Below are 22,390 nucleotides of genomic sequence, written 5' to 3' on the forward strand. Positions count from 1 at the left end.
TTGCGGCGGGGTCGCCAGCTCGCAAACTTGTATTCGATCAACTTTCATTGCAACACCTAATCTTAGAATCTATATTCTAACTTTTGAGTGTAGGAGGTCTGGCCGACAATTCACTAAAGCGGCAGTGAACTCTGGTCGCGTTTTCTGGGGGAATGCTGGGATACCCTTAGGTTATAACAATGGGTGTGGCGTGTAAGCGCCGAATAAAAGAAGATGGACCAGCACGTGAAAGAACAGCAACGAGCAGAACTGCACAAGACCATTTGGCAGGTCGCCAATGACCTTCGAGGCTCAGTGGACGGATGGGACTTCAAGAGCTACGTGCTGGGAATGCTGTTCTATCGATTCATTTCTGAGAATCTGACCAGCTACATCAATACCGGTGAGCACGAGGCCGGCAATGCTGAGTTCGACTTCGCACAGCTTGCTGATGATGAAGCCGAGTTCGCTCGTGAGGAAATCGTCAAGGAAAAAGGCTTCTTCATCCGACCTTCCGAACTGTTTGAGAACGTGCGCAAAAACGCGCCACAGGATGAGAACCTTAACGAAACGCTGGAACGCATCTTCAAAGGCATCGAAGGTTCAGCCACAGGTACCGATAGCGAAGACGACCTCAACGGCCTGTTCGACGATTTGAACGTGAACAGCAGCAAGCTCGGTAACACCGTGGCCAAGCGCAACGCCAAGATGGTCAAGCTGCTCGACGCGATCGGGGACCTCCCTCTGGGTGGCAAGTTCTCGGATAACTCCATCGATCTGTTCGGTGACGCGTACGAGTACCTGATGCAGATGTACGCATCGAGCGCCGGTAAATCAGGTGGTGAGTACTACACGCCGCAGGAAGTTTCCGAGCTTCTGGCGAAGATCACCACCGTCGGCAAGACACGAGTGAACAAGGTTTATGATCCGGCTGCTGGGTCTGGCTCCCTGCTGCTCAAGTTCGCCAAGGTGCTCGGCAAGGAGAACGTCGGCGGGTTCTATGGTCAGGAAATCAACCTCACCACCTACAACCTCGCTCGCATCAACATGTTCTTGCACGACATCAACTACGAGAACTTCGACCTCGCGCTCGGTGACACCTTGTTGGATCCGCATCACTGGGATGATGAGCCGTTTGAAGCGATTGTCTCCAATCCGCCCTATTCGATCAAGTGGGAGGGTGACGCCAACCCAATCCTGATCAACGATCCACGCTATGCGCCAGCCGGCGTCTTGGCGCCTAAGTCAAAGGCAGACCTCGCGTTCACGATGCACATGCTGCATTGGTTGGCGACCAACGGCACCGCAGCGATCGTTGAGTTCCCTGGCGTCCTGTACCGCGGAGGAGCAGAGAAGAAAATCCGCAAGTACCTGATCGACAATAACTACGTTGATACGGTAATCCAGCTGCCTGCAGACCTATTCTTCGGCACCACAATCGCGACCTGCATTATTGTGCTGAAGAAGTCGAAGAAAACCAATGATGTGCTCTTCATCGATGGCTCGGCTGAGTTCGTGCGCGGCGGCAACAAGAACAAGCTGAGCGACGACAATCAAAAGAATTTGCTTGATGCATTCACGAAGCGTGAATCCTCTGACCACTTCGCGACACTGGTCGAGAACAGTGCTATCGCGGCGAATGACTACAACATCGCGGTCTCGTCGTACGTCGAAGCTGAAGACACCCGCGAAGTCATCGATATTACTGAGTTGAATGCGCGGATCGAGCAAATCGTTGCCCGCCAGGCCGAACTGCGCACCTCCATTGACGCGATCGTGGCTGATCTGGAGGGCGCAAAGTGAGCCGCATAGATGAGTTGATTGCCGAACACTGTCCTGAGGGTGTTGATTTTAGGCCGCTTGCCGAAATTACGAGCAAGAGTACGGGTATCAAGTGGGCCTCCGTCGCGGATGCTTCATTCAAGTACATTGACCTATCTTCCGTAGACAGGGTTACCCGACGAATCGGGGAAACAGTTTCTGTCACGGCCGCGGATGCACCAAGCAGGGCTCGTCAGGTCGTACGAACAGGCGATGTTATCTTTGCTACGACTCGTCCTACTCAGATGCGTTGGGCTGTCATCCCGGAGGAATACGATGAGCAGATCGCGAGTACCGGATATTGTGTATTGCGACCGAACAACGACGTAATCCTAACTAATTTTCTGGCTCATATTCTTGGCACAGGTAATTTCAGTCGTTATGTTGAATCGAATCAAGTCGAAGGAAACTACCCATCAATTCCTGACAGTCGTATTCGTGAGTTCAAAGTACCTGTTCCGCCGTTGGAAGTTCAGCGTGAAATCGTTCGGATTCTTGATACTTTTAGTAAAATGGAAGCGGAGCTGGAAGCGGAGCTGGACGCACGGAAGCAACAGTATGACTACTATTTGCGAAAGTTAACTGACCCTTCTGAAATCGACGGCCGGATAAAGGTTGGTTGGAAGGCTTCCCAAATCGGTCAATTGTGCCGCTTGGAGAAAGGGCGAACACCTATTCAAAAGGCGATTCCTGGCCAGTATCCATTAGTCGTTACAGCATCTGCACGACGTTCGTCGTCTGAGTATCAGTTTGACACTGCAGCATCTTGCGTGCCACTTGTTTCATCCAAAGGGCACGGAGTTGCAAGCATTTCGAAAGTTTATTTTCAGGAAGGAAAATTTGCACTAGGAAATATTTTATGTGCGATTATTCCGAATGACTTTCGCGAACTGTCCGCTGAGTTTATTACTTATTTCTTGCAGTCTCGAAAGGATTTCCTACTAGTCCCTCTAATGCGCGGTGGCGCGAACGTATCGTTGACAGTCGACTCTTTACGGAAGCTTACGATTTGCTTCCCTCCCCGTGACGAACAGGATCGAATCGTTAGTGCGCTTAAAGCTATGGAAGCGTTAATAGACGATCAGGCATATAGTCTCCCCACTGAACTGTCTGCGCGTCGCCAGCAGTACGAGTACTACCGTGACAAGCTTCTGAGTTTTAAGGAGCTGGAGCCTTCGTTATGAGTACCACCCCGGTGAATGTGCAGATTCCTTCGGATACTGAAGCGCCGATCATTGCTGACTTTGTTGAGCACGCCCTGCGTGTAGCGTATTTTGATCGCCTACACTGGGCGTCTCTGCCTTCAAGCGATTGGGACGAACCTGGTGTGTATGTCTTGATGACATCGGACGGGTCTAATCGTGTGTACGTTGGGCAAGCACGCCGACTTCGTACTCGCTTGCAGAAACACAACAGCAACGAAAAGCTCCCTTGGCGACGTGCGCTGGCTGTGAAACGCGATACCACCGCCGGGTTCAACACTGCCGAGATCGGGTACCTGGAAGGCCGTATCGCTGCCGAACTGAACGCCCTCCACCAGATCACAGTGATTGAAGGACAAACAAGCGGTGATGAGACGCTGCCAAAGCACATGATGATCTCCCTGGATGCTTTCGTGAAAAGCATCCTCGGTGCCCTGCGTCTGGCTGGTCTGGATATTAGCCGGAGCAACCCTCAAACGCTGACCGAAGACGAACAACCTTCAACTGCGCCAGTGCCATCTAACAAGCCGAATAAAACTGTGACCGTTGCTGACCTGGTTTCCAGCGGTCTACTCCAAGCAGGTCACGCGTTGTACCTAAGCCAGGCTGGAAGAGAAGCAGAAGGCAGTGTGACGGCGGATGGCGAGATCATCGTGCGAGGGGTTTCCTATAAATCCCCGAGCACCGCAGCCGCAAAAGCCCTAGAACTGCAATCCTCTAACGGCTGGACGACGTGGAAGGTCGGCAGCCAGTCGGGACCACCTCTCGATACGTTGCGACAACAATGGCTGGAACAACAAACGGAGGAGGCAGACAAATGATCGAAGCACAGGCACGCAAATACGACACCATAGCGGTAGGCAACGAGAGCACCGTCGTAGCTGAGTTTGTTCCGGATTCTGCCAAGGAGTCCTCGTATCAGTCCGAAGCACAGCTGGAACGAGAGTTCATTCGCCTGCTGGAAGGCCAAGCCTACGAGTACGTAGAACTAACGAGCGAGGAACATCTCGTCGCTAACCTTCGCGCCCAACTCGAAGCCCTGAATCGTTTCACTTTTTCGGATACTGAATGGCAACGCTTTTTCAAGGAGCGGGTCGCGAGCACCGGGGATGGCATTGTTGAAAAGACGGTGCGCATCCAGGAAGACCACGTCCAGCTGCTGACCCGTGATGATGGCACGACGAAGAACATCACCTTGCTGGATAAGCAGAACATTCACAACAACCGCTTGCAGGTGATCAACCAGTACGCGGTGGACCGCGGCGAAGGTGGGGCAAGTTTCTCGAACCGGTACGACGTGACTGTATTAGTCAACGGTTTGCCATTGGTGCATATCGAGTTGAAACGCCGCGGCGTGCCAATTCGTGAAGCCTTCAACCAGATTGACCGCTACCAGCGAGACAGCTTCTGGGCCGGTTCCGGCTTGTTCGAGTATGTGCAGTTATTCGTGATCAGCAACGGTACGCAGACGAAGTACTATTCGAACACCACGCGTCGCCAACATGTCCTCGACATGCACGGCTCCCGCAGGACGAAGAAGACGTCCAATAGTTTCGAGTTCACCTCGTGGTGGGCTGATGCGCAGAACAAGCCGATCCTGGATTTAACGGCGTTTGCGAAGACGTTCTTCGCCAAGCACACCCTGTTGAATATCATTACCCGCTACTGCGTGCTCACGAATGACCGGTTGCTGTTGGTGATGCGCCCGTATCAGATTGTGGCGACGGAGAAGATCTTGCAGAAGATCGAGATCTCCACCAATTACAAGACTCTTGGCACGCTGGACGCGGGTGGCTACGTCTGGCACACAACCGGCTCGGGCAAGACCCTGACCAGTTTCAAAGCCGCACAGTTGGCCTCGCGGCTTACTAGTGTGGACAAGGTCCTGTTCGTGGTTGACCGCAAGGATCTGGATTACCAGACGATGAAGGAGTATGACCGGTTCGAGAAAGGCTCGGCGAACTCCAACACCTCAACCGCCGTCCTGAAACGGCAGTTGGAGGACCCGTCAAAGAAGATCATCATCACGACGATCCAGAAGCTTTCGACTTTCATTGCGGGCAATAAGGGTCATGAGATCTATTCGGGGCATATCGTCCTGATTTTCGATGAGTGCCATCGTTCCCAGTTCGGGGATATGCATACCGCCATCACCAAGGCGTTCAAGCGCTACAACCTGTTCGGTTTTACCGGGACCCCGATTTTCGCCGCGAATTCCGGGAACGGCGGCAACCCGCAGTTGAAGACTACTGCCCAGGCGTTTGGTGACAAGCTGCATACCTATACGATCGTGGATGCCATCACCGATAAGAACGTATTGCCGTTCCGCATTGATTACGTGAATACGATCAAGGTGGGCCAGGTAGCTGAGAAGCAGGTGTCTTCCATTGATACGGAATCTGCTTTGCTTTCCCCGGTGAGGGTTTCCCAGGTGACGAAGTACATCTTGGAACATTTCGATCAGAAGACGAAGCGTTCTGAGGGGTATGCGCTGGGGGATAAGCGGGTGCGGGGATTCAATTCGATTTTCGCGACCGCGTCGATTGCCGCGGCTCGCACCTACTATCAGGAGTTCAAGCACCAGCAAGAAGGACTGCTGCCGGATCAGAAGCTGAAGATCGCGACGATTTTCTCTTATGCGGCTAATCCGGATGCCGAGGAAGGGGTCCTTGATGAGGAGGGCTTTGATACCCAGTCGTTATCCGGTGATGCGCGCTCGTTCCTGGAATCAGCGATTCGGGACTATAACGCCATGTTCGGCACGAGCTTTGATACGAGTTCGGATAGCTTCCAGAACTATTACAAGGACTTGTCCCTGCGTTTGAAGAACCGTGATCTTGACATGGTGATCGTGGTGAACATGTTCCTCACGGGCTTTGACGCGACCACGTTGAATACGTTGTGGGTAGATAAGAACTTGCGGTCCCATGGTCTGATTCAGGCGTATTCGCGGACCAACCGGATCTTGAACTCGGTGAAAACATACGGCAATATCGTGAGCTTCCGAAATTTGGAGGAAGAGACGAACGATGCGATCGCGCTCTTTGGCAATAAGGAAGCTACTGGCGTGGTCCTGTTGAAGCCGTATGGGGAGTACTACCAGGAGTATGCCGAGAAGGTCACCGAGCTGATGGAACAGTACCAGCCCGGGCAATGGGTCGTGGGTGAAGCGAATCAGAATGCGTTCGTGAAGCTTTTTGGCGATATTCTGCGTTTGCGCAACATCCTGACCTCGTTCGATGAGTTTGAGAAGAACGAGATCCTCTCACCGCGGGACGTGCAAGATTACCAGTCGACCTACCTGGATATCTGGAATGATCGGAAACCTGGAAAGGATTCGGAGAAGGAGCAGATCGTCAGTGACTTGGTGTTCGAGATTGAACTGATTAAGCAGGTCGAGATCAATGTGGACTATATCCTCATGCTGGTGCAGAAGTATCGTGAAGAACGTGGCAATGGCCAGGATCAGGAGATCCGTGCCGGGATTTCACGGGCGATTGATTCCAGCCCGACCTTGCGCAATAAGAAGGATCTGATCGAGAACTTCGTCGATACGGTCTCTTTGGAAGGTTCCTTGGAGGACGAGTGGACTGCATACTTGGAAGCTCAGCGGGAGAAGGAACTGGGCGAGATCATCGCCGCGGAGAATTTGAAGCCGGAAGAAACAGTTCAGTTCATCGATGCTGCGTTTCGTGAGGGAAGCATTCGGGCCTCGGGAACAGCGATCACCAAGGTCTTGCCTCCGGTGTCTCGTTTTTCAAAGGAGAAGAACCATGGGGAGAAGAAGCGTCGGGTGGTTCAGAAGCTCGGTGAGTTCTTTGAGAGGTTCTTTGGGCTGGTCACGAAAAGATAGGGATGGCTGAGCCCGGACGATAATGAACTGACCGCCCCATAATCAGTAGTGAAAGTCTGAATCGTCACGGAAATCATACCGCCGGTTTATTAGCAGTATGATTTCCGTGAGGGCCCAATGAGGCTTGCAAGCCTCAATTAAGGCTGTGCGGGAAGTTCAATGTTGTTCCTCCTCATATAAACACGAATAGGAACTATACGGGCAATTTGAGGATGAAGCCTGAGTGCCTTTTCTAGAAGTCTTCTTGTTTCTACATATTCGAGGTTTCGAACTCTAATGATTAGCTCTGCAGCCGTCTCAGGCCCTGCCTGAAGCAGATTGTCGAAGATCTTCTCAGCTGCCTCTGAATTGAAATCCCATTTCAATGCCAGTGCCATATTGATTTGAGCAATTACATTGCCTTTACACGCCTCCTCAAACCAGTAGGCGCGCACAAAATCTTCGGCATCTCCGTGGTCTTCGTGTAGAATTACGCAATCATATTTTTCATGCCACGCTTCTGTCATGCAACATTCAGGAGAACTAATCTCAAAGTTAGAATCTATATTTTTATAGTTCTCTTTGAGCGCGTCATGAGAATACGAAGAACCTAATCTAGCTGATTGGTGGAGAGCTCCCAGCACCTCAGGATCAGATATCGGCATGGGGAATTCTTCCCACACATTACCCTTTGCCAAGTAATACATCGCGTGTGGATTTCCTGAATTGCTGGCTTTTTTCCAAAGATATCTGGCATGCGCGTCATCACCGGAAATGTGGGCGACTTCACCTAGCAGTGTAAGAGCGTCGCTATTATTTCGCTCGCATGCAACTCGGAGTAATGATATTCCCTGTTCTAATTTTCTCCATCCTATCAATTCAGATGCTGCATCGACCAGAGCTTCTGTATCCTCAGATGCTTCCAATTTTTTGGCCCAGGAAAGTGCCAATTCGTGATCTCTTTCTATCAAGTTAAGTCTTATGACCTCTGCGATGGCGTGGCCATCACCTGAATCAGCCGAGTCGATGAGTAAGAGCCGCCCCTCATTTTCTTCGTCCCAATCATCGGAGCGAAGAAGCGTCATGGCTTTAGCATAGATCGCAGCTGGATTTTTTTCCGACAGTCCCATCTCGTAAATCTCGTTCCGCACTTTTTTGATTTTTCCACGGATCGGGAACTCGAAAAGCGGGCCTTGTCTCATCATAAACTTCTCTGCGAATTTGTCGCCTTCTAGGGCGGCGCCGTATAATTTTTTGTTGGCGCAAATTGTGCTATGGCTGTTCGCAATAGCCTGAAACATTGAAGTTAATTCCAGTCTAAACTGAAGTGGTTGGCTTGCAAATTCCCTTGCTTCAGGCAGTTCTCCAACCTCCACTAAGTGGCTGACTTTTTCGCTTTCGGTAATCTTTGTGATCGAGCTAATGACGTCCATTGGGTATGCGTTTAATAGGGTTCCATCTTGAATGATATCTTGAGATTCCATATTGTCTAAAACTTTCTTTGATACGTTTGATTCTTATTTATTATTCAGTTTTGCATAGCGTTTGGAGTTGTGCTGCTTCGTGGACATTCGATTCATGATTTGCTGGCACGCTCATTCGCCTGCTTAATGCACTATCTCCACGACTCAACACTGACCTTGCATCGTTTTCGGTTTCCCGGAACTCGTAACCGGAAGCTCGTGGCCTAAAACTGGGATCATAGCGTTTCGGGAAGATTCCTTGAGTTGCACTAGGGATTGAATAGTTGCATTTCGAGGCAGTCGGAGCGTTCTGCTTCGGGCAGGTGTTCCACGACGTTATTGATCAGTTCTAAGTATTCTCGGTACTCCGATGGTGTCCACCAGGTTTTGTCAGGCCAGCTAATGGAAGCTGCGACCTTTTTGTCCAGAATGAGATGACGCATTTTCTTGCTATCCGTGGGGCCAGCGGCGAAGTACAAAAGCTTGGTGAAGAAGGCTGGGCCGAGACCCTTGAGTCTGTACTGGTCACTTGTCCTGAAGGAGCGGTAGGCATCTTCCGCTTCGACGTTCGAGTCTTTGGCGAGCATGATTCCGCCGAGGAGTTTTTCTCCAACGTCCGGCTCTTTCAATGTTGGAATTCGACGGTAGATATCCCGGGCTTTGGCGCCGGCGCCCCATGAACAGACCGCGACGTAGAAGTTGACCGCATCTTGTGCAGTTTCCACCTTGCTACCCAGAGTGAATAGATCGCCTCTGCTAAGGGTGAGTCGCCCTTTGCTGTCCTTTTCTCCGATTTGGAGGACGGAAGGAATATCCGGCATGCTTTCATCCCACCGGTTAAGCCAGTGCCGAGGGTAGAACCGGATAGTGTGTTTCTCGACCTCTGAGGCAGTGGGTATACCCCTGCCATTGCGCAGGAGGTCTACAACTTCGGCGGTGGTCTTTCTTGTTCTGGCCAAGATCCAGCTCCAGTCGTGGAAAGTTTGTCTCGTATGCTGCTCAGCGTAGCCTATTGCTCCGACGAGTGATCTGGACTCTAGAGCGATATGCAAGGGGAAGTAACGCGATGACACCTGACGAGTAACGGCTGGTTATGGAAGCTCTTTGATCCGTCGGTACAAGGTTGCTCGGGACATGCCCATGTCTTTGGCGACCTGGGTTGCCGGTTCGCCTGCCTGGATCAGTTTGGCTGCGGTGCGGATTTGGGAGTCGGTGAAGGTGGGGCGTCGGCCGCCGAGGTCGCCGCCGCTGGTGCGGCGTTTGGTGACGGAGTCGGTGATGCGTTCGCGCTTGATCTCTAGCTCCATTTGGGCGAGTGCGGCCATGACGGTGAAGACCATGGCGCCCATGGGCGTTTTGGTGTCCACGTCACCGCCGCCGAGGTTCAGTACTCGTAGTCCGATATTGCGTTCGCGCAGTTCTTGGGCGAGGTCGAGCATTTTCTGGGTGGAGCGTCCGAGCCTGTCCAAGGTAGTGATCACGAGGGTGTCATCCGGATGCAGGGCGTTGAGGGCTTTATCGAGTCCGGGCCGCTTCGCCAACGCACCGGACAAGCCGTGGTCGGTGTAGAGGTCATCGCGCCGTACTCCGGCAGCGAGTAGATCCTGGATTTGCCGGTCGGTGTCTTGGGCTTTGGTGGATACGCGGGCGTAGCCGATCAGTTTAGTCATCGGTCCTTCGAAAGTGTCTCGCAACTAAGGGTATAGACATGATTCTACGTCACTGGTTGCGAGACATAGTTGCGAGAACTTCGAATTGTGGATTTTCCGCGGATTTTTCAGCAGGGGAGTGGTGGGTGGTGAGACGTCTTGCAACCCATGGGTTGCGAGACGTCTCATCGATGACTGATTTTAATCCAACGAATGCCATGGCCGCACTTCTGAACTGTTCCTCAGGACCGTACCCTGATTACTCGAAGCGAACCTGCCCACCAATGATCGAGGCGAGCAAGTATCCGTGAACGTAGGAAAACACAGGAATTCCCTAACATCTGAGCGAGATAACGTCGTGGAACCATGGGCCGAATGCTACGAGCAGGCGCTCCTGACTAGGTTTTAACATTGCTATGGGCTCAGCGATAGTACGCGGCGCCAAACCCGTAGATATCGATGACCTTCGCCGCAGGAATACTCCGCCCCGAAGGTAAACCAGAGACAAAATCAACGGTCTGATGTGAAGCCGCTAACCGATCAATCTCCTTTTGATGAGTGTCATAGAATTCTCCGATCAGTTCCACCGTCTTCGCACTAAATTTAGAGAACAAGTTGCTTTTGTTCCGCTCCTTAGCGATAGCCCCGAAAGTCTGCACGAAGTATGAATCGAGTGAGGGAAAGACACCCCATACTCCCATCATGGTCTTGGTTACCAAAGTGATCCGCCGTCCACCTTCAGGCAGTAGCGCATCTCCAAGTTCCTGATACGCGGAAACTAATAGTTCCTGGTTCTGTTGTGTACCGAAGCCTGCAGGGGTAAGCTCCCTCATCTCGGAGCTATATCGTTCAATCACGTCAAGTGCCTGCAGGTAGTGCCGAGCATTGGTGTTCTTGAACAAGTACGATGAGCCTCGCAACATCCCCCAACTGGCCAGATAGTAGCCCAGCTGCATACAACTTGCCTGACGGTCACTTCGCACACGGTCCAAGTCGGCAAAATGCTCAAAACAGAAGTCCCACGACAGAACTCTGGCATGACTGGCAGCTCCTCCTTGGCCTCCCATGAAACGCTCGACAACGGAGGAAATTCTGTCTGTCTCTGAATCGCCGTTGCTGTGGTGCGCCCGCACCGGTAAATTGTCGGTCATTGGGAAGCAGACGGGCGTGTGTGCAGGTCGGGCCCACCCACCTTTGCCAGCTCGTCAAGTACGCTGATTACTTCGTCAGTGCTAACCGAGTCATCCTGACCTGGATGAGGAACGAGATCAAGCGCCTCCTCTTCTGCGAGGCGTGGGTACTTTTCTAGAAGGAAACGCCGTCGGTACGCAATACTGGCCGCATCGACGATTGACTCCAATGTTGCCCAGTTGAAAGTTCCGCCAATGGCGATGCCAGCCAAGGGCACGACTTTGCCAAGCCCCTGTTTGGTGAATCGAAGAGCAAATTTATTCGCGAATTGCCTGGAAACCTGCGCAAGAATTGACTTGTCCAATACAGCCCAGGTTTTGCCACGGACGAGCGCTTGGGTGAGCCGCGAGACGTCGGCCATTGCAGCGCTCTTCGCGCTGGCCGACATTGCCGTCCCCGCGTTAACGATAGACATGACAAATACCTTCTCTCCTGGCTCTTCGGGATCGTAGCCGTAAAGCAGCGAGACATGGCCAACGGAACGAGATGCGAGACCTAGAACCCACGCCGCGTCACCAACAAAGGCACCAGCGACCGCTACACCCGAAGGAGCCGCCGCAACCCCACCGGAAACCGGGACGGCCAGTTCTCCACCGGAGATCACCAGCCCTGCTCCCATACCGGACAACGCTGCAGCGATCGGATAGCCCCAACTTGTTCCTTGTCCACGAACAAGATCAATCTGTTGGAGATCAAGGCGGCGCAAGTCGTGTAGCAAGGCAACATCATGTCCACGTTTTCTGTGCTTCGCCACGACTCTTTGGGGTGAGAGTCCCGCGCGCGAGACGCGTCCCACTGTCTTCCGCATCGATCCAAAAGCAGATCCGCTCCAATCAGCCAGCCCGTCGGGGATTACCCCTGCGGCCTTGCGGGCTCCGGTACCGATCGCATTAGCGCCCTTGCCGACGAAGTTTTGTCCACGGGACACCGCTGCCTGAGCTCTCGGCCGCTTCTCCAAGTATTGCGCAGCACGATTGCCCAGTTGCGTAGCGCCAGTGGCGGCCTGTTCGCCAACTTTTCTTATCATTTTAGACAGCGGACGGCCCTTGAATCGTTGGATGTCGCGCCATGCCGCGAGCTCGTATTCCGATGGTTCAGTCATACCGCGAGTGTAACGCTCCAGCCCGACACCTTAAGAAGTAAGTCAGCCGCGCGCAGGAGATAAAGTTTTCGTATCCCCATATGACCAGCGGGAGCAACGGCCCGGTGTCGAAGGAATCAAATGAAACAACGGATTAAGTCCCAACCCTACGACCCTAGTACGAGAATACTGGAGCGTCCGCAACCAACGCTTCCACCGTCAAGGCACATGCCATCGACCAAGCCTCTGGCAAGAGCCGAGGCCTGGCTGGGTTAGGAATGCTGATTTCGATTCCAAATTATCGAGCGTAGGTGATGATGTAAGCGTTCAGGCAGCCGAGTCCAGATGGACCTCGTAGCCAAGCCGTTCAAGTTCCTTGACCGCCCGGGATTTCGCACGATCCTTGTTGAGCTGATCGTAGTAGTCCGGCCCAAGCTCCTTGAACACCTCGCCGTTAGCCAGCAAATGCCAGATAGCCACGATGATGGTGTGTTCAATGGCAACCAGCGCGCGGCTTCCTCCACGGCGAAGATACAACCGCCGGTACCGGGCGGCCAGGAACGATTCCTTGTGCTTGATCGCCGCCAGCGCGGCGGTTCCCAGCGCCGCCCGCAAATACACGTTGCCACCACGAGTATGCGAGGAGCGTTGCCGGCCTGCTGACTCGTTCTGTCCTGGGCAGACTCCGGCCCATGAGGCCAGGTGCGCCGCATCAGCGAAAACAGTCATGTCCACGCCGACCTCGGCAATGATCACTTGCGCCGTCTGCTTGCCGACCCCGGGCACAGTTTCTAAGGCCTGGCAGGCCTGATCGAATGGTGCCATCGCCTCGGTGATCATCTGATCCAGCATTTGGAGCTGTTCATTGAGGGTATCGATGTGGTGCAAATGAAGTTTCACCATGGCGGCATGATGGTCGGTGAACCGCCCCTCCAACGCGTCTACGACTTCAGGGATCTTGCGCCGCATGGAACGGATCGACAGGTCCGCCAAGATCTGCGGGTCTCGTTCCCCAGCCACCAGAGCGTCAAGCATATGCCGCGAGGACACCCCAGTCAGGCTGGAGGCAACGCTGGAGAGCTTGATCCCGGACGACTCCAAGAACTTCTCCAACTTCTGGTAGAGCTTGGTCCGGTCATGCACCACCGCCGAGCGAGCCCGGGTCAGATCGCGAAGATGCCGGATCGGTTCAGGAGGGATGAACGAGGCGGCCAGCAGGTTATGGGCCGCCAGCTCAGCGAGCCAGGTCGCGTCAATGACGTCGGATTTCCGACCCGGAATGTTCCTCGCCCGTTTGGCATTGACGAGGATGACCGGCAGTTGTTCTTCCTCCATCAGGAAATAGAACGGCTTCCAGTAGTCGCTGGTCGCTTCCATGACGATGACACTGACCTTATCGGCGTCCAGGTAGCCGATAAGTTCGCGGATCTGGGCGGTGGTGGCTCCGAAGGTCTTCACCTCGGTGCGGTAGGTTCCTCGGCGATGCCCCGGTTTCCGCACGGCAACTTTGGCGTCCCGCTTGGAGATGTCGATTCCTGCGCCGAGCTCATGCACGATCTCCATCGTGCTTCACTTCCTTCCGACATGATCATTGGATCCTGGCGTTGGTGGTGTCGTGGGATTAAGGAGTGAAACGTTGAAATCTAGTACTCGTGCTCGAAGCAACAATCCACGGTTCTCGTGAAAATCCGCGCAGGCCAAGCTTCTATCCGGGCTCAAGGCACCAGAGTCATACCGGCATGTCGACACCACCAACAACCTCAGAATGCGCCTGTCGCCGGTTCAGCGCAAGAGTCCAGGTTACGAACGCAAGCAGAGTGGTAATTCTCAATCATCCTCGGCGTTGGCGAAGCCCGCTGGGAAGCTTCTATGTCTGTCAACCGGCGATCAAAGCCTCCGCTTGTGAGTTGAAAATGCGGTAGACGCGCCGGGCGAGATAGCGTTTGATGCATCGTCGGATTTCCTTCGTGCTAAGTCCTTCGGCTTCCCGCTTCTGCACGTATTCGCGGGTTTCCTCGTCGTGAGTCATCCGCGTGATGGCGACCATGTGAAGCACGCTGTTCAGAGACCGGTCGCCGCCGCGGTTGAGTCGGTGACGGACGGTGTTCCCCGATGAGGCCGGGATCGGGTTTACCCCGGCGAGGGAGGCGTATGCGGCTTCCGAATGCACCCGGCCCTGATGGGACCAGACGGTCAGGCATGTGGCGGCCGTGATGGCGCCGAAGCCCTTCACATCCAAGAGCGGTGCCGCCTCGCTGACCTTGACCAGGTCGGTGATCTGCTGGGTGTTGCCCGCCACGTCTTTGTCGAGGTCACCGATCCGCTTGGCCAACCTGACCGCTTCGGTGCGGGCCACGGAAAGCGCCAGTTCCTCGTCCTGCTCACGCCACCGGGAGACCTCGGCAATCTGCGCTCCGGTCAGAGCCTTGCGGGCGTCCAGGCCGAGCTCATTGACGCGCACCAAGGCAGTCAGCCCGTTCACCGCCCGTGTCCGCTCCCCGGTCATGGAATGACGCGCAGATACCACAACCCTCAGGGCAGCACGGACGCCTTCATTCAGCCGCGGCCGGCGCAGTTGCTTCTCCTGCATCGGGAGCACGGCCCGGGCGATTCGTTGGGCATCGAGCACGTCGGATTTGCCTACGCCGTGGTGGGATTTGGCGTCCATCCGTGCTGCCTCGACAACCGAGTATCCCTTGGTAACCACGGTTCCGGCGAGTATGGCCCCGTAGGAGGCTGCGCCCTCGATCACCCAGAGCACGGCGAGATCAGCACCCGTGCGGCGTGCCACCCACGCGGTGGCTCGGTTGATGCCGGCGCCGGTCGTGGGGAAGTCCCGGGTATCGACGAGTTCACCGGTCGTGGCGGTGATGATGGCGTAAACGTGGTTGCGGGCGTGGGTGTCGACACCGACGACAAACGCATGTGAATGCGCGACGATAGACATGGCGGTCATTGTTCCTTTCCTCTTCACGGATATGGGCATGGCCACTGCCGGCCGATACCAGTCCGGGTAGAGGTCACTTCGGAACAACACTGTGATGAGCCACGCCCTGAGGCGGACAACCTTCTGATCAAGTCACCGAGGTGGGCCGGACGGGTACCGGCCGGCCGCCCCATGGTTGGACAAGTCGTAGGAAAGACACCAATGGGTCACGTGTCAGGTGAGTCACAATCACGAGGCGGGACGGCCAGTCCCTATCCTGCCAGCCAGTCCCAGACCAGCTGCACCAAGTCTCACAGTGTCAGGGTTGAACGGTACCAACGCCTCACAGCAAACCCACCCCAGCGCGTAGGGCTTCGTCGAGGATCCATGTTTGTTTTAGGGGAATTTTAGCTTTGGTTTCGGCTGGTAGATCTTCGTAGACGTGGAAGAGTTCCCTGAGTAGAGCGTCTCCATCCCATACTCGGAAGGCGCTGTCGGTGCGAAACTCCCTGTTTGCTGGTCGGGTGAGTCCGCCCCAAGCGACGAGTAGTGCCTGATCGGCTTTGTGTTGTTCTCTGGCTGAGTGCAGACCGCGGACGACTCGTGAGTCAATGGCGTTGGGCTCTGACTTTACTTCAACAACGACAATCGGGGCGTCCATGCCTAGTGGTCCCATGCCGGCTTTGATGTCTACTGCGCCGTCTGGTCCGGGAGGCGATACCTCGCACTCAAACCCGGGACGATTCATAGCGCTGTTATTAAGAGGATTGCGACACGGCTTAATTTTTAAAGATTTCACTTGTTTCCTCTCATCAGCGCTTTAGGTAGAGGAGAAAGCCTAGATCACCAGCGTGTGTCGCTGGCAAAGAGGGACAGAGGAAGATGGGAGGACTGGGGGAAGAATTGCCCGGAAATTCATGCTAGGACGTCATCGGCCTGTTGAATGGATTCCGGGGCAGTCGATTTTCTCACTAAGTGATGAGCAGGCCGCGGGATTCGGAGGATTCCCCGACGAGGAATCCGCGGAAGACCTGGAACGTTTCGGTTGGCTGGACGATACCGATCTGTAGGTAGTCGGCGCAGCCGGAGCCTGCGCCGGCCGGGCCGATCACGACATGGCATTCCAAGAAGTAGATGCTTAGGCTCACCTAACAGGTGGCGACCTGGGCGGGGAAAAAGTCTCGTGTTCGACGTGCAACACCCCGATTCGCGGACCGAGCACGGTAGGCCGTTGAAATCCGGTCGCCGCTGAGCTCTTCGAAGCCTGTCCTGAATCAGCTGTCACCCCAACGTGCACAGGATCCCGTTGCAACGTCGCGGCGAGGCATCCCCGGAGCTCAGCACTTCTTAGCGGAAAATAGTTTTGTTTTTGTGTCGCTGAGAGGGAAGAAGAGTTATTCAATGAAAAGGGCAACCGCGCAATGGTGTTGGTTCAAACGGATTCTTGATGCGGTATGGCAGACGATTCGGGCTCCGCAATGGGGTCTGCTGCTTCTGGTTGTGGCGCTCGGATTAATGTCGAATGCAGAAGCCGCATGGCTCGCGACCTTCATGGGCCTCTTGATTGCAGCCGTGTTGTGCCTCTGGGCACTTACTGCACTCGGGTATGACGGAGGCAACCCGATCAGGTTCTTTTTCACATTCCATTGGACGTCGTGGAGCCGCTACGGACTAACCATCCTATTGCTAATCTTGGCAGTTAGCCTGATCAACGTTACCGCGCGATCTGGATATTTTGCAGGTTGGCTGCTCAGCAAAATACCGTCGGCACTGGCACCGAAGCCCGACCAATCTTTGACCGTTGTATTCCTTGCCTGCATTGGTTTCACAGCCTTCTCAATCATCGCGCTCTTGATTCGCAGGATGTCCCTCCACCGGACGAAACAAAATCCACTAGAACAGATGAACCGCAAGGAACGGCGCGCGAATAGAGTATCGACGTCTGACTATGAGGATTTCAAAGCGCAACGGCGTGCGGCGCTGGAACGCTATGACTACTGGACAGAAGCTTCATTGGTGCTCGGGTTGGCAGCGATCGCAATTGTACCTGGAGCGCTCGGGTGGACGTGGCTGTGGGGGGTAACCCTTAGTATCGTGCTTCCAATGCTAGTACTGTCCGTACGATTCCGTATGAGAGATCAGGGAGACCAACGCGATCGGAATGCATCGGCGAGGCGAGCCTGAGAGGCTCTCCGCATCGCACGCACCACGAGGGAGACATTCAACGGAGGTTCTGATGGAGGATAGATCGCCCTAGACGGACCAGCCGCCAGTCCACGAGAGGGTCGCCAGGACGGATCTGGTCCACGAGCTTGTCGAACTCGGGCCGTGAAGTGTACTTACGGCACATAGTTTGTGGCACTGGGTATTTTGTCATTATGGCTCTGAAAATCTGTCGAATTTTCAACTGCCAAAATTTTCGCCGCGGGTGACGGTTCGGTGTGTCAAAAACGAACGATTTCGATACACCTTAGACATGCTGTTCACCCATTGGGATGAAACGCTATCGGCGGCTCACCACTTTCCAATCAGCTATCCCAGATTGTCGGCCTGATGCTGTAGGTTTCATTTGAGATCTAGTTTCGATTGTTATGGGGAGCAGATGGCTAGAAGAGTCCTTACTATTCATGAACTGACTTTTCGCGAGAAGGGGAAACGCGAAGGAGCTGGACGTGTTTTCGCACCGGTTGACCTACTAGGCGACGATCTGTTAGATATATTCTCCAATTGGCTGAGTAAGCTGACAAGAGAAGATACCGTAGACAAAAGTAAAAACACCTGGGTCAATGTGACAGCTGCATCTAGGTACGCTTCGCGGATCATCGTAGTAGAAACTTCAGTCGGTTCCAGCGGCGAATCCGGGGAAGTAGTCGATTCAGAAACCGGCGAATCCGAATTCCAGCTTGCAGCGCATCATGCACCCACTGGAACAACTCGGACACTTCTTCTGGTTCCCGAAAAAGGACGATCCGCATTCTTGATGACGGAATCTTCACGCCGTGGCTCCGGCGGGATACGTCTTCGCCAATTGTTCTCTGAACATATAACTGACCTACTACGGCTCATTAAGATGGATTGCTCCGCTGTGTCGGAAAGCGACGCTTGGGCGGAACATGCCAAGTTGAAAGAGGTTGAGCTCAGGGTAGAGGGTAAATCAGTCGATGCTGCAGACGGAGTACACGTCGACGTTGGGGTCATATCTCATATCGCAAGGCCGCATCGTCGTGCTTTCTTTAATCGAGATCTTCTTGGGAAGTTGGCAACTGACAAGAGCACAGCAAAACGAGTCGTCGGGATTCCAGTCGATGAGGAGCATGAAAAGGAAGATGTTTATGTCACATTGGTAGACGGAGAGCGGCAAAAGAAATTTTTAGTTGAGGGCGGGGGTGCACCGAGCTTTCGTCTGGTTCTAAACGAAGACAGTGCAGAGCAGCTAAATACGGACGATCTAGTGGCAAAGTGCGTTGAGCAGCTATCTGATATTACGGGAATAACTGGAAAAATAAACTGGGAACCACGCTGGAGCGATAGTCTAGGAGCAAAACATGGGAAAGCTGTCCCTCTGGCGAATTCCCAGAAATCATTTCAGAACCCTTAGGAACGGGCAAACTGGAAAGATTCATGTCCCGGACTATTTGATGCAACTAGGCATACCCGTAGCTGCAAGTACTTTCGCTTGGTTTCTGGACTTCAGGTTGGTAAAAGTAGATAACGCTGTTGCGGGGATTTCTATAGTTTCCGGACTTCTCTTCGCTGTTGTGGTGTTCCTCTTCCAGTTACGAACCTCTTTGCCCAATAACCCTCTGATTATCGATGCCGATTTAGAACTATTGGATGAGATAATGTTCAACTGTCTATGGGCCATGCTTTGGGGACTGATCCTGGTTTTCTTCCTAGTAGTTGTTGGATCTACCGAGTGGGTCGGTGCTCCCGCAAGCCTCGATCCCAATGAAGAGACAATAGTTCGTATCATCTCGTGCGTATCCATAACGTCCGGGGGACATCTGCTGATGGTCCTCACTATGTGCCTCAAGAGAATTCATCGAGCTTACGAGCGTATAGCTATGGGACGAAACTAGATGTGGCTAACGGGGACTGCACCCAAAGGCTGCACCTCCCTAATCTAGTTTTGGCAGGTCTACACGACGTAAAAATGCGCGATCAACAGCTATCATCGAGTGGATAGCAGCCGGATGGCTTGATCTGACCTAAATGACGTGATGCTTCAACCAATATGAGGTAACCCCCGCGACTATTACAGGCATCTGAGGAACGATTCGGACTATTATCTGAAACCTACCGATGCGCATTAGACGCAATACATAAGGCTTCTAGTTTCACATGTGCCGTTATTGGCGGGAAGCCTGTAATAGCCAGTGGGATCCCGCTAGCGACAGGTACGGAGGCAAGAATTCTGGGATTCATTCTCTTTGTCTGATCCGCACGAAATCGCAGGTAGGGTTATTTTACGAATTTCTCAAGTCAGTCCCCCTCTCACAGGGTCACCGGAGAGGCTTCCGTCGTAGCAAAACTTGATCTCGGCAAGGCCGCCGAGCTGGTTACAACGAAATCACTCACTGATCTGCCGAGATTACTCTCGGACAGAGCCTTAGAAAAGGCTCAGGGAAACTTGGCGAAACAAACAAAATCAGAGCTCCAGACAGGACTGATACCCTCTGTTGAATTAGTTTCTATGCCTAAGCTGGGCTTCGGTAATAGACCTCTGGCTGTTCTTAGCCCTCAAACGCGAGTCGTGCTTGAAGCATTAATAGCACTTCTAGAAGACTCCCTGCCTCCCAGCTCACGCTCCATCAAATTTCAAGAATTTGAGGCTTTTGGAACAGAAGACCACGAGGCCTGGTTAGTCGACTTCGATATAGCAGCTTGCTACGAATTCATTGATCATAGTGTGCTCGCCGGAGAATTGATTCTTCAAGGTGCAAATTCCGACGCAGTGGAAATCACTCGGAGAACGCTCGGCGCTGTACATGGCAGACAAATCGGTCTCCCCCAGGGAGTGGCATCGAGCCATAGACTTTCCGACGCTTACTTAGACGTGATTGAGCGAAGTCTGACTCGCCACGGATACACAGTAGGGCGCTACGCAGACGACTTTCGCGTAATTACACACTCGCGTAAAGAAGCATTTCAGGTAATTGACATTGCTATGGAGGAAGCGCGGCGAGTACATCTCGCACTAGCTGAGCAAAAGATCCATGTTAGAAAAGCTCCTGAAATAGCCGCGGATATCAAGAAACGTTCTGGGCTAAGTGAAGAGTACACAAAGCGGGTATATGGAGATCTCGCTAAAGCTATCTTAGTTTCAAGTGGCTATGACGATTGGGAAGTCGAATTGCAAGAGCCCGATCAGGAAGATGTTGATTTTGCGGCTGTCAAACAGCTCCTGTCAGATTGGGGTGACCCGGATAACGCGCGTAGTAGAGCCATGTCCCACGCTGGAATTGTCGCGCTTTCAGGGGCAAAATCACTTGGTGAACGGATACCAAATGAAATCTTGGCCAGAATAGTCGATAAGGAACCAGTCCGGCTTCGAAAGGTGATGGAGTATCTGCTGACGCGCACTGCTGAAGCAGATAATTGGAAACTTCTCAACGAAATCGCCGCGCAGGAACGAAGCACTCCCTGGCACAAGATTTGGCTCTTTTCAACCGCGAGCAGACTTGGGGACAACGACAGCACTGCAAAAACCGAATTTCTAGACTTTGCATCGCAGCAGCTCAAAGATAGTCACGAAGCAGTAAGGCTGGAGGCCGCATGGCTACTCGCCGTTAACGAATACATAACTTCTGAAGAAGTGCAGAGTTTGTATTCCCGTGCCTCCAGAACCTCCCAAATCGGACTCGCTGCTGTCGCTGGGCGAGTAAGCCAAACGCCATACGGAAAAGCGGACAAGGCAATAAGAAATGATTCAGCATTGAACACCTGCGCCTTCGAATGGGGTGAATCCTTTGGCAAGGATTCCTAATGTAACTCTCGCTACAGAACTGACGATCGGTCGAATCAGAGAAGCGGGAATAAGCACCATCACCGCACGAGACTTGATCCTCACTGTTGTTCCTGAGGTTGAGTCGAGGATTGAGGAGATGATCCGGGAACTGGTTAGCAGAGCCAAGTTTGCTCCCACAGCTCTTGGTTCTTTCCTAATCAAAGACAACCTTGACTCTTACTTTCAGTCCTGGAAGGAACGCGAGAAAATCCTGAAGGACGTTTTTGGGTTCAGCGTTAGCGGTTCAAAAATCGGCCAAGACTTCCAGCTCCTTGTCGATGTGAGGAACGCCTTGATGCATGGAAACGGCTCATTTACGAGCCAACAATCCCAGAGCCTCACAGCAGTCTTGACTCTGAAGAAAAAACTAGGCGTAGATCTTTCAGTCGAAGTTCAAGGTCAAAAGCTGCTACTTGACGGACTCAACCGCATCAAGGTTTGTGATGCTGCCAGTAAATATCTTGTCGAGGCAGATCTAAAATGTATGGGTTCCCAATAGTGCCTACAGATTCATCCGCCCCAGCTTGAGTAGCAGGCATTTTAGAACATTCGAAGAGTCGGACAGATACGGCGTTCCTGCCGCCGGCTGGAAGCCAAGTAGCGAAGCACCAGGGGCGTGACACAGTAAATTCCCTCTTTGCGGCACAACGATGAATGTTCTGTTAAGAGTTGGGGGCTCAGAAGCAACCAAAGTGCTGCGGTGGCCATCTTGGATTAGCTTAAAATGGCACTAGTTCCTCCGGCTTACCATGATGGATCGCTTAGAACCTTTCCCAATCTCTAACGAATATGATCCCCAAAGGACAAGCTTCTTAGTAGTCTTCAATCGGACCCGAGCTGGTCACCACATCAGTTCGAATAAGAGCCGGCGCCGCATATCAAGCCGGGATTGAACGGGTCTATCGAAGCACAAAATAACACACGAAAATTAAATAAGTAAGAATATTTTGACGCGAAGTTATTTTGTAACGCGAAAGCCTTTACTTTACATAACGTGGGTTATCGGCTTTTCATTTACGGGAGTAGAAGTAGCTGCGAGAACCCCGTACATCAGCAAATCCAACGTATCGGCCGTCAAGCGGACTTCTTATGCTTCGCCGCTCTTAGGATCGGTGGCTGCTCTTGCCTCTGGAGCTCTTGAGGGCGTAGGGCTCCTGCATTTCCATGGTTTTATGGGGGCGTCGTGAGTGATACGGTTCCTGGTTTCGTCCTGCGGTGTTGTTCTGGGCAGGCGAACGG

The 22,390-nt window shown here is 53.2% G+C and carries 18 protein-coding genes; 9 read left to right on the forward strand and 9 right to left on the reverse strand.

Annotated features, from left to right (window positions below; translation table 11 throughout):
• Nucleotides 1–213 precede the first annotated feature (213 nt).
• Genes F0M17_RS03440 through F0M17_RS03455 form a run of 4 tightly spaced genes read left to right on the forward strand, consistent with a single transcriptional unit; the run spans nt 214 to nt 6,855 of the window.
• Nucleotides 214–1,782 carry a type I restriction-modification system subunit M gene (locus tag F0M17_RS03440; RefSeq protein ID WP_149596405.1) on the forward strand — a complete coding sequence of 523 codons (1,569 nt, stop codon included), beginning with the start codon at nt 214–216 and terminating at the stop codon, nt 1,780–1,782.
• A complete protein-coding gene (locus tag F0M17_RS03445) occupies nt 1,779–2,984 on the forward strand; it encodes a restriction endonuclease subunit S (protein ID WP_149596406.1) in 1,206 nt (401 codons plus the stop codon). Before F0M17_RS03440 ends, F0M17_RS03445 begins: the two co-directional genes overlap by 4 nt.
• On the forward strand, nt 2,981–3,823 hold the full coding sequence (locus F0M17_RS03450; RefSeq protein WP_149596407.1) for a GIY-YIG nuclease family protein: 843 nt from the start codon (nt 2,981–2,983) through the stop codon (nt 3,821–3,823). Before F0M17_RS03445 ends, F0M17_RS03450 begins: the two co-directional genes overlap by 4 nt.
• Nucleotides 3,820–6,855 (forward strand): type I restriction endonuclease subunit R, encoded by a 3,036-nt coding sequence (locus tag F0M17_RS03455; RefSeq protein WP_149596408.1) that lies wholly within the window; start codon nt 3,820–3,822, stop codon nt 6,853–6,855. The genes F0M17_RS03450 and F0M17_RS03455 overlap by 4 nt, the downstream gene beginning before the upstream one ends.
• 137 nt (nt 6,856–6,992) lie before the next feature.
• Here F0M17_RS03455 and F0M17_RS03460 read toward each other — a convergent pair whose 3' ends face one another.
• From F0M17_RS03460 to F0M17_RS17375, 9 genes are all read right to left on the reverse strand, one after another.
• The gene (locus tag F0M17_RS03460; RefSeq protein ID WP_149596409.1) at nt 6,993–8,318 is read right to left on the reverse strand and encodes a sel1 repeat family protein; all 1,326 of its coding nucleotides are present in this window, start codon (nt 8,316–8,318) and stop codon (nt 6,993–6,995) included.
• Between the two features lie 248 nt (nt 8,319–8,566).
• Nucleotides 8,567–9,370, reverse strand: coding sequence for a hypothetical protein (locus F0M17_RS03465; protein WP_368495719.1), 804 nt, complete (start codon nt 9,368–9,370; stop codon nt 8,567–8,569).
• 18 nt (nt 9,371–9,388) lie between these two features.
• Nucleotides 9,389–9,967, reverse strand: a complete 579-nt coding sequence (locus F0M17_RS03470) for a recombinase family protein (protein WP_149596411.1) — start codon at nt 9,965–9,967, stop codon at nt 9,389–9,391.
• Between the two features lie 401 nt (nt 9,968–10,368).
• Nucleotides 10,369–11,097, reverse strand: a complete 729-nt coding sequence (locus F0M17_RS03475) for a hypothetical protein (RefSeq protein ID WP_149596412.1) — start codon at nt 11,095–11,097, stop codon at nt 10,369–10,371.
• On the reverse strand, nt 11,094–12,239 hold the full coding sequence (locus F0M17_RS17640; RefSeq protein WP_246857124.1) for an EcsC family protein: 1,146 nt from the start codon (nt 12,237–12,239) through the stop codon (nt 11,094–11,096). Before F0M17_RS17640 ends, F0M17_RS03475 begins: the two co-directional genes overlap by 4 nt.
• Nucleotides 12,240–12,545: 306 nt before the next feature.
• Nucleotides 12,546–13,781, reverse strand: coding sequence for an IS110 family transposase (locus F0M17_RS03485; RefSeq protein WP_149596413.1), 1,236 nt, complete (start codon nt 13,779–13,781; stop codon nt 12,546–12,548).
• A 313-nt stretch (nt 13,782–14,094) separates the two neighbouring features.
• Entirely contained in the window at nt 14,095–15,174 is a 1,080-nt protein-coding gene (locus tag F0M17_RS03490) for an IS110-like element ISAar29 family transposase (RefSeq protein WP_149596414.1), read from the reverse strand.
• A gap of 313 nt (nt 15,175–15,487) precedes the next feature.
• A complete protein-coding gene (locus F0M17_RS17810) occupies nt 15,488–15,892 on the reverse strand; it encodes a restriction endonuclease (RefSeq protein WP_371737258.1) in 405 nt (134 codons plus the stop codon).
• A gap of 223 nt (nt 15,893–16,115) precedes the next feature.
• Complete coding sequence (locus F0M17_RS17375) at nt 16,116–16,292, reverse strand: hypothetical protein (protein WP_168201940.1); 177 nt, start codon at nt 16,290–16,292, stop codon at nt 16,116–16,118.
• Nucleotides 16,293–16,545: 253 nt separating this feature from the next.
• On the opposite strand from F0M17_RS17375, the gene F0M17_RS03500 reads away from it, so the two are divergent.
• The 5 genes from F0M17_RS03500 to F0M17_RS03525 all read left to right on the forward strand — a co-directional run bounded on the left by F0M17_RS03500 (nt 16,546) and on the right by F0M17_RS03525 (nt 21,650).
• Nucleotides 16,546–17,328: a hypothetical protein gene (locus tag F0M17_RS03500; RefSeq protein WP_149596416.1), complete on the forward strand. Its 783-nt coding sequence runs from the start codon at nt 16,546–16,548 to the stop codon at nt 17,326–17,328.
• Nucleotides 17,329–17,746: 418 nt separating this feature from the next.
• A complete protein-coding gene (locus tag F0M17_RS03510; protein WP_149596417.1) occupies nt 17,747–18,742 on the forward strand; it encodes a hypothetical protein in 996 nt (331 codons plus the stop codon).
• Nucleotides 18,690–19,223, forward strand: a complete 534-nt coding sequence (locus F0M17_RS17590) for a hypothetical protein (protein ID WP_149596418.1) — start codon at nt 18,690–18,692, stop codon at nt 19,221–19,223. Before F0M17_RS03510 ends, F0M17_RS17590 begins: the two co-directional genes overlap by 53 nt.
• Nucleotides 19,224–19,774: 551 nt before the next feature.
• Nucleotides 19,775–21,130, forward strand: a complete 1,356-nt coding sequence (locus F0M17_RS03520; protein WP_149596419.1) for an RNA-directed DNA polymerase — start codon at nt 19,775–19,777, stop codon at nt 21,128–21,130.
• The gene (locus F0M17_RS03525) at nt 21,114–21,650 is read left to right on the forward strand and encodes a hypothetical protein (RefSeq protein ID WP_149596420.1); all 537 of its coding nucleotides are present in this window, start codon (nt 21,114–21,116) and stop codon (nt 21,648–21,650) included. Before F0M17_RS03520 ends, F0M17_RS03525 begins: the two co-directional genes overlap by 17 nt.
• The last annotated feature ends 740 nt before the right edge of the window (nt 21,651–22,390 follow it).

Origin of the sequence: Glutamicibacter sp. ZJUTW, from assembly GCF_008370855.1 — a bacterium.
In the GTDB taxonomy this organism is placed as follows: domain Bacteria; phylum Actinomycetota; class Actinomycetes; order Actinomycetales; family Micrococcaceae; genus Glutamicibacter; species Glutamicibacter nicotianae.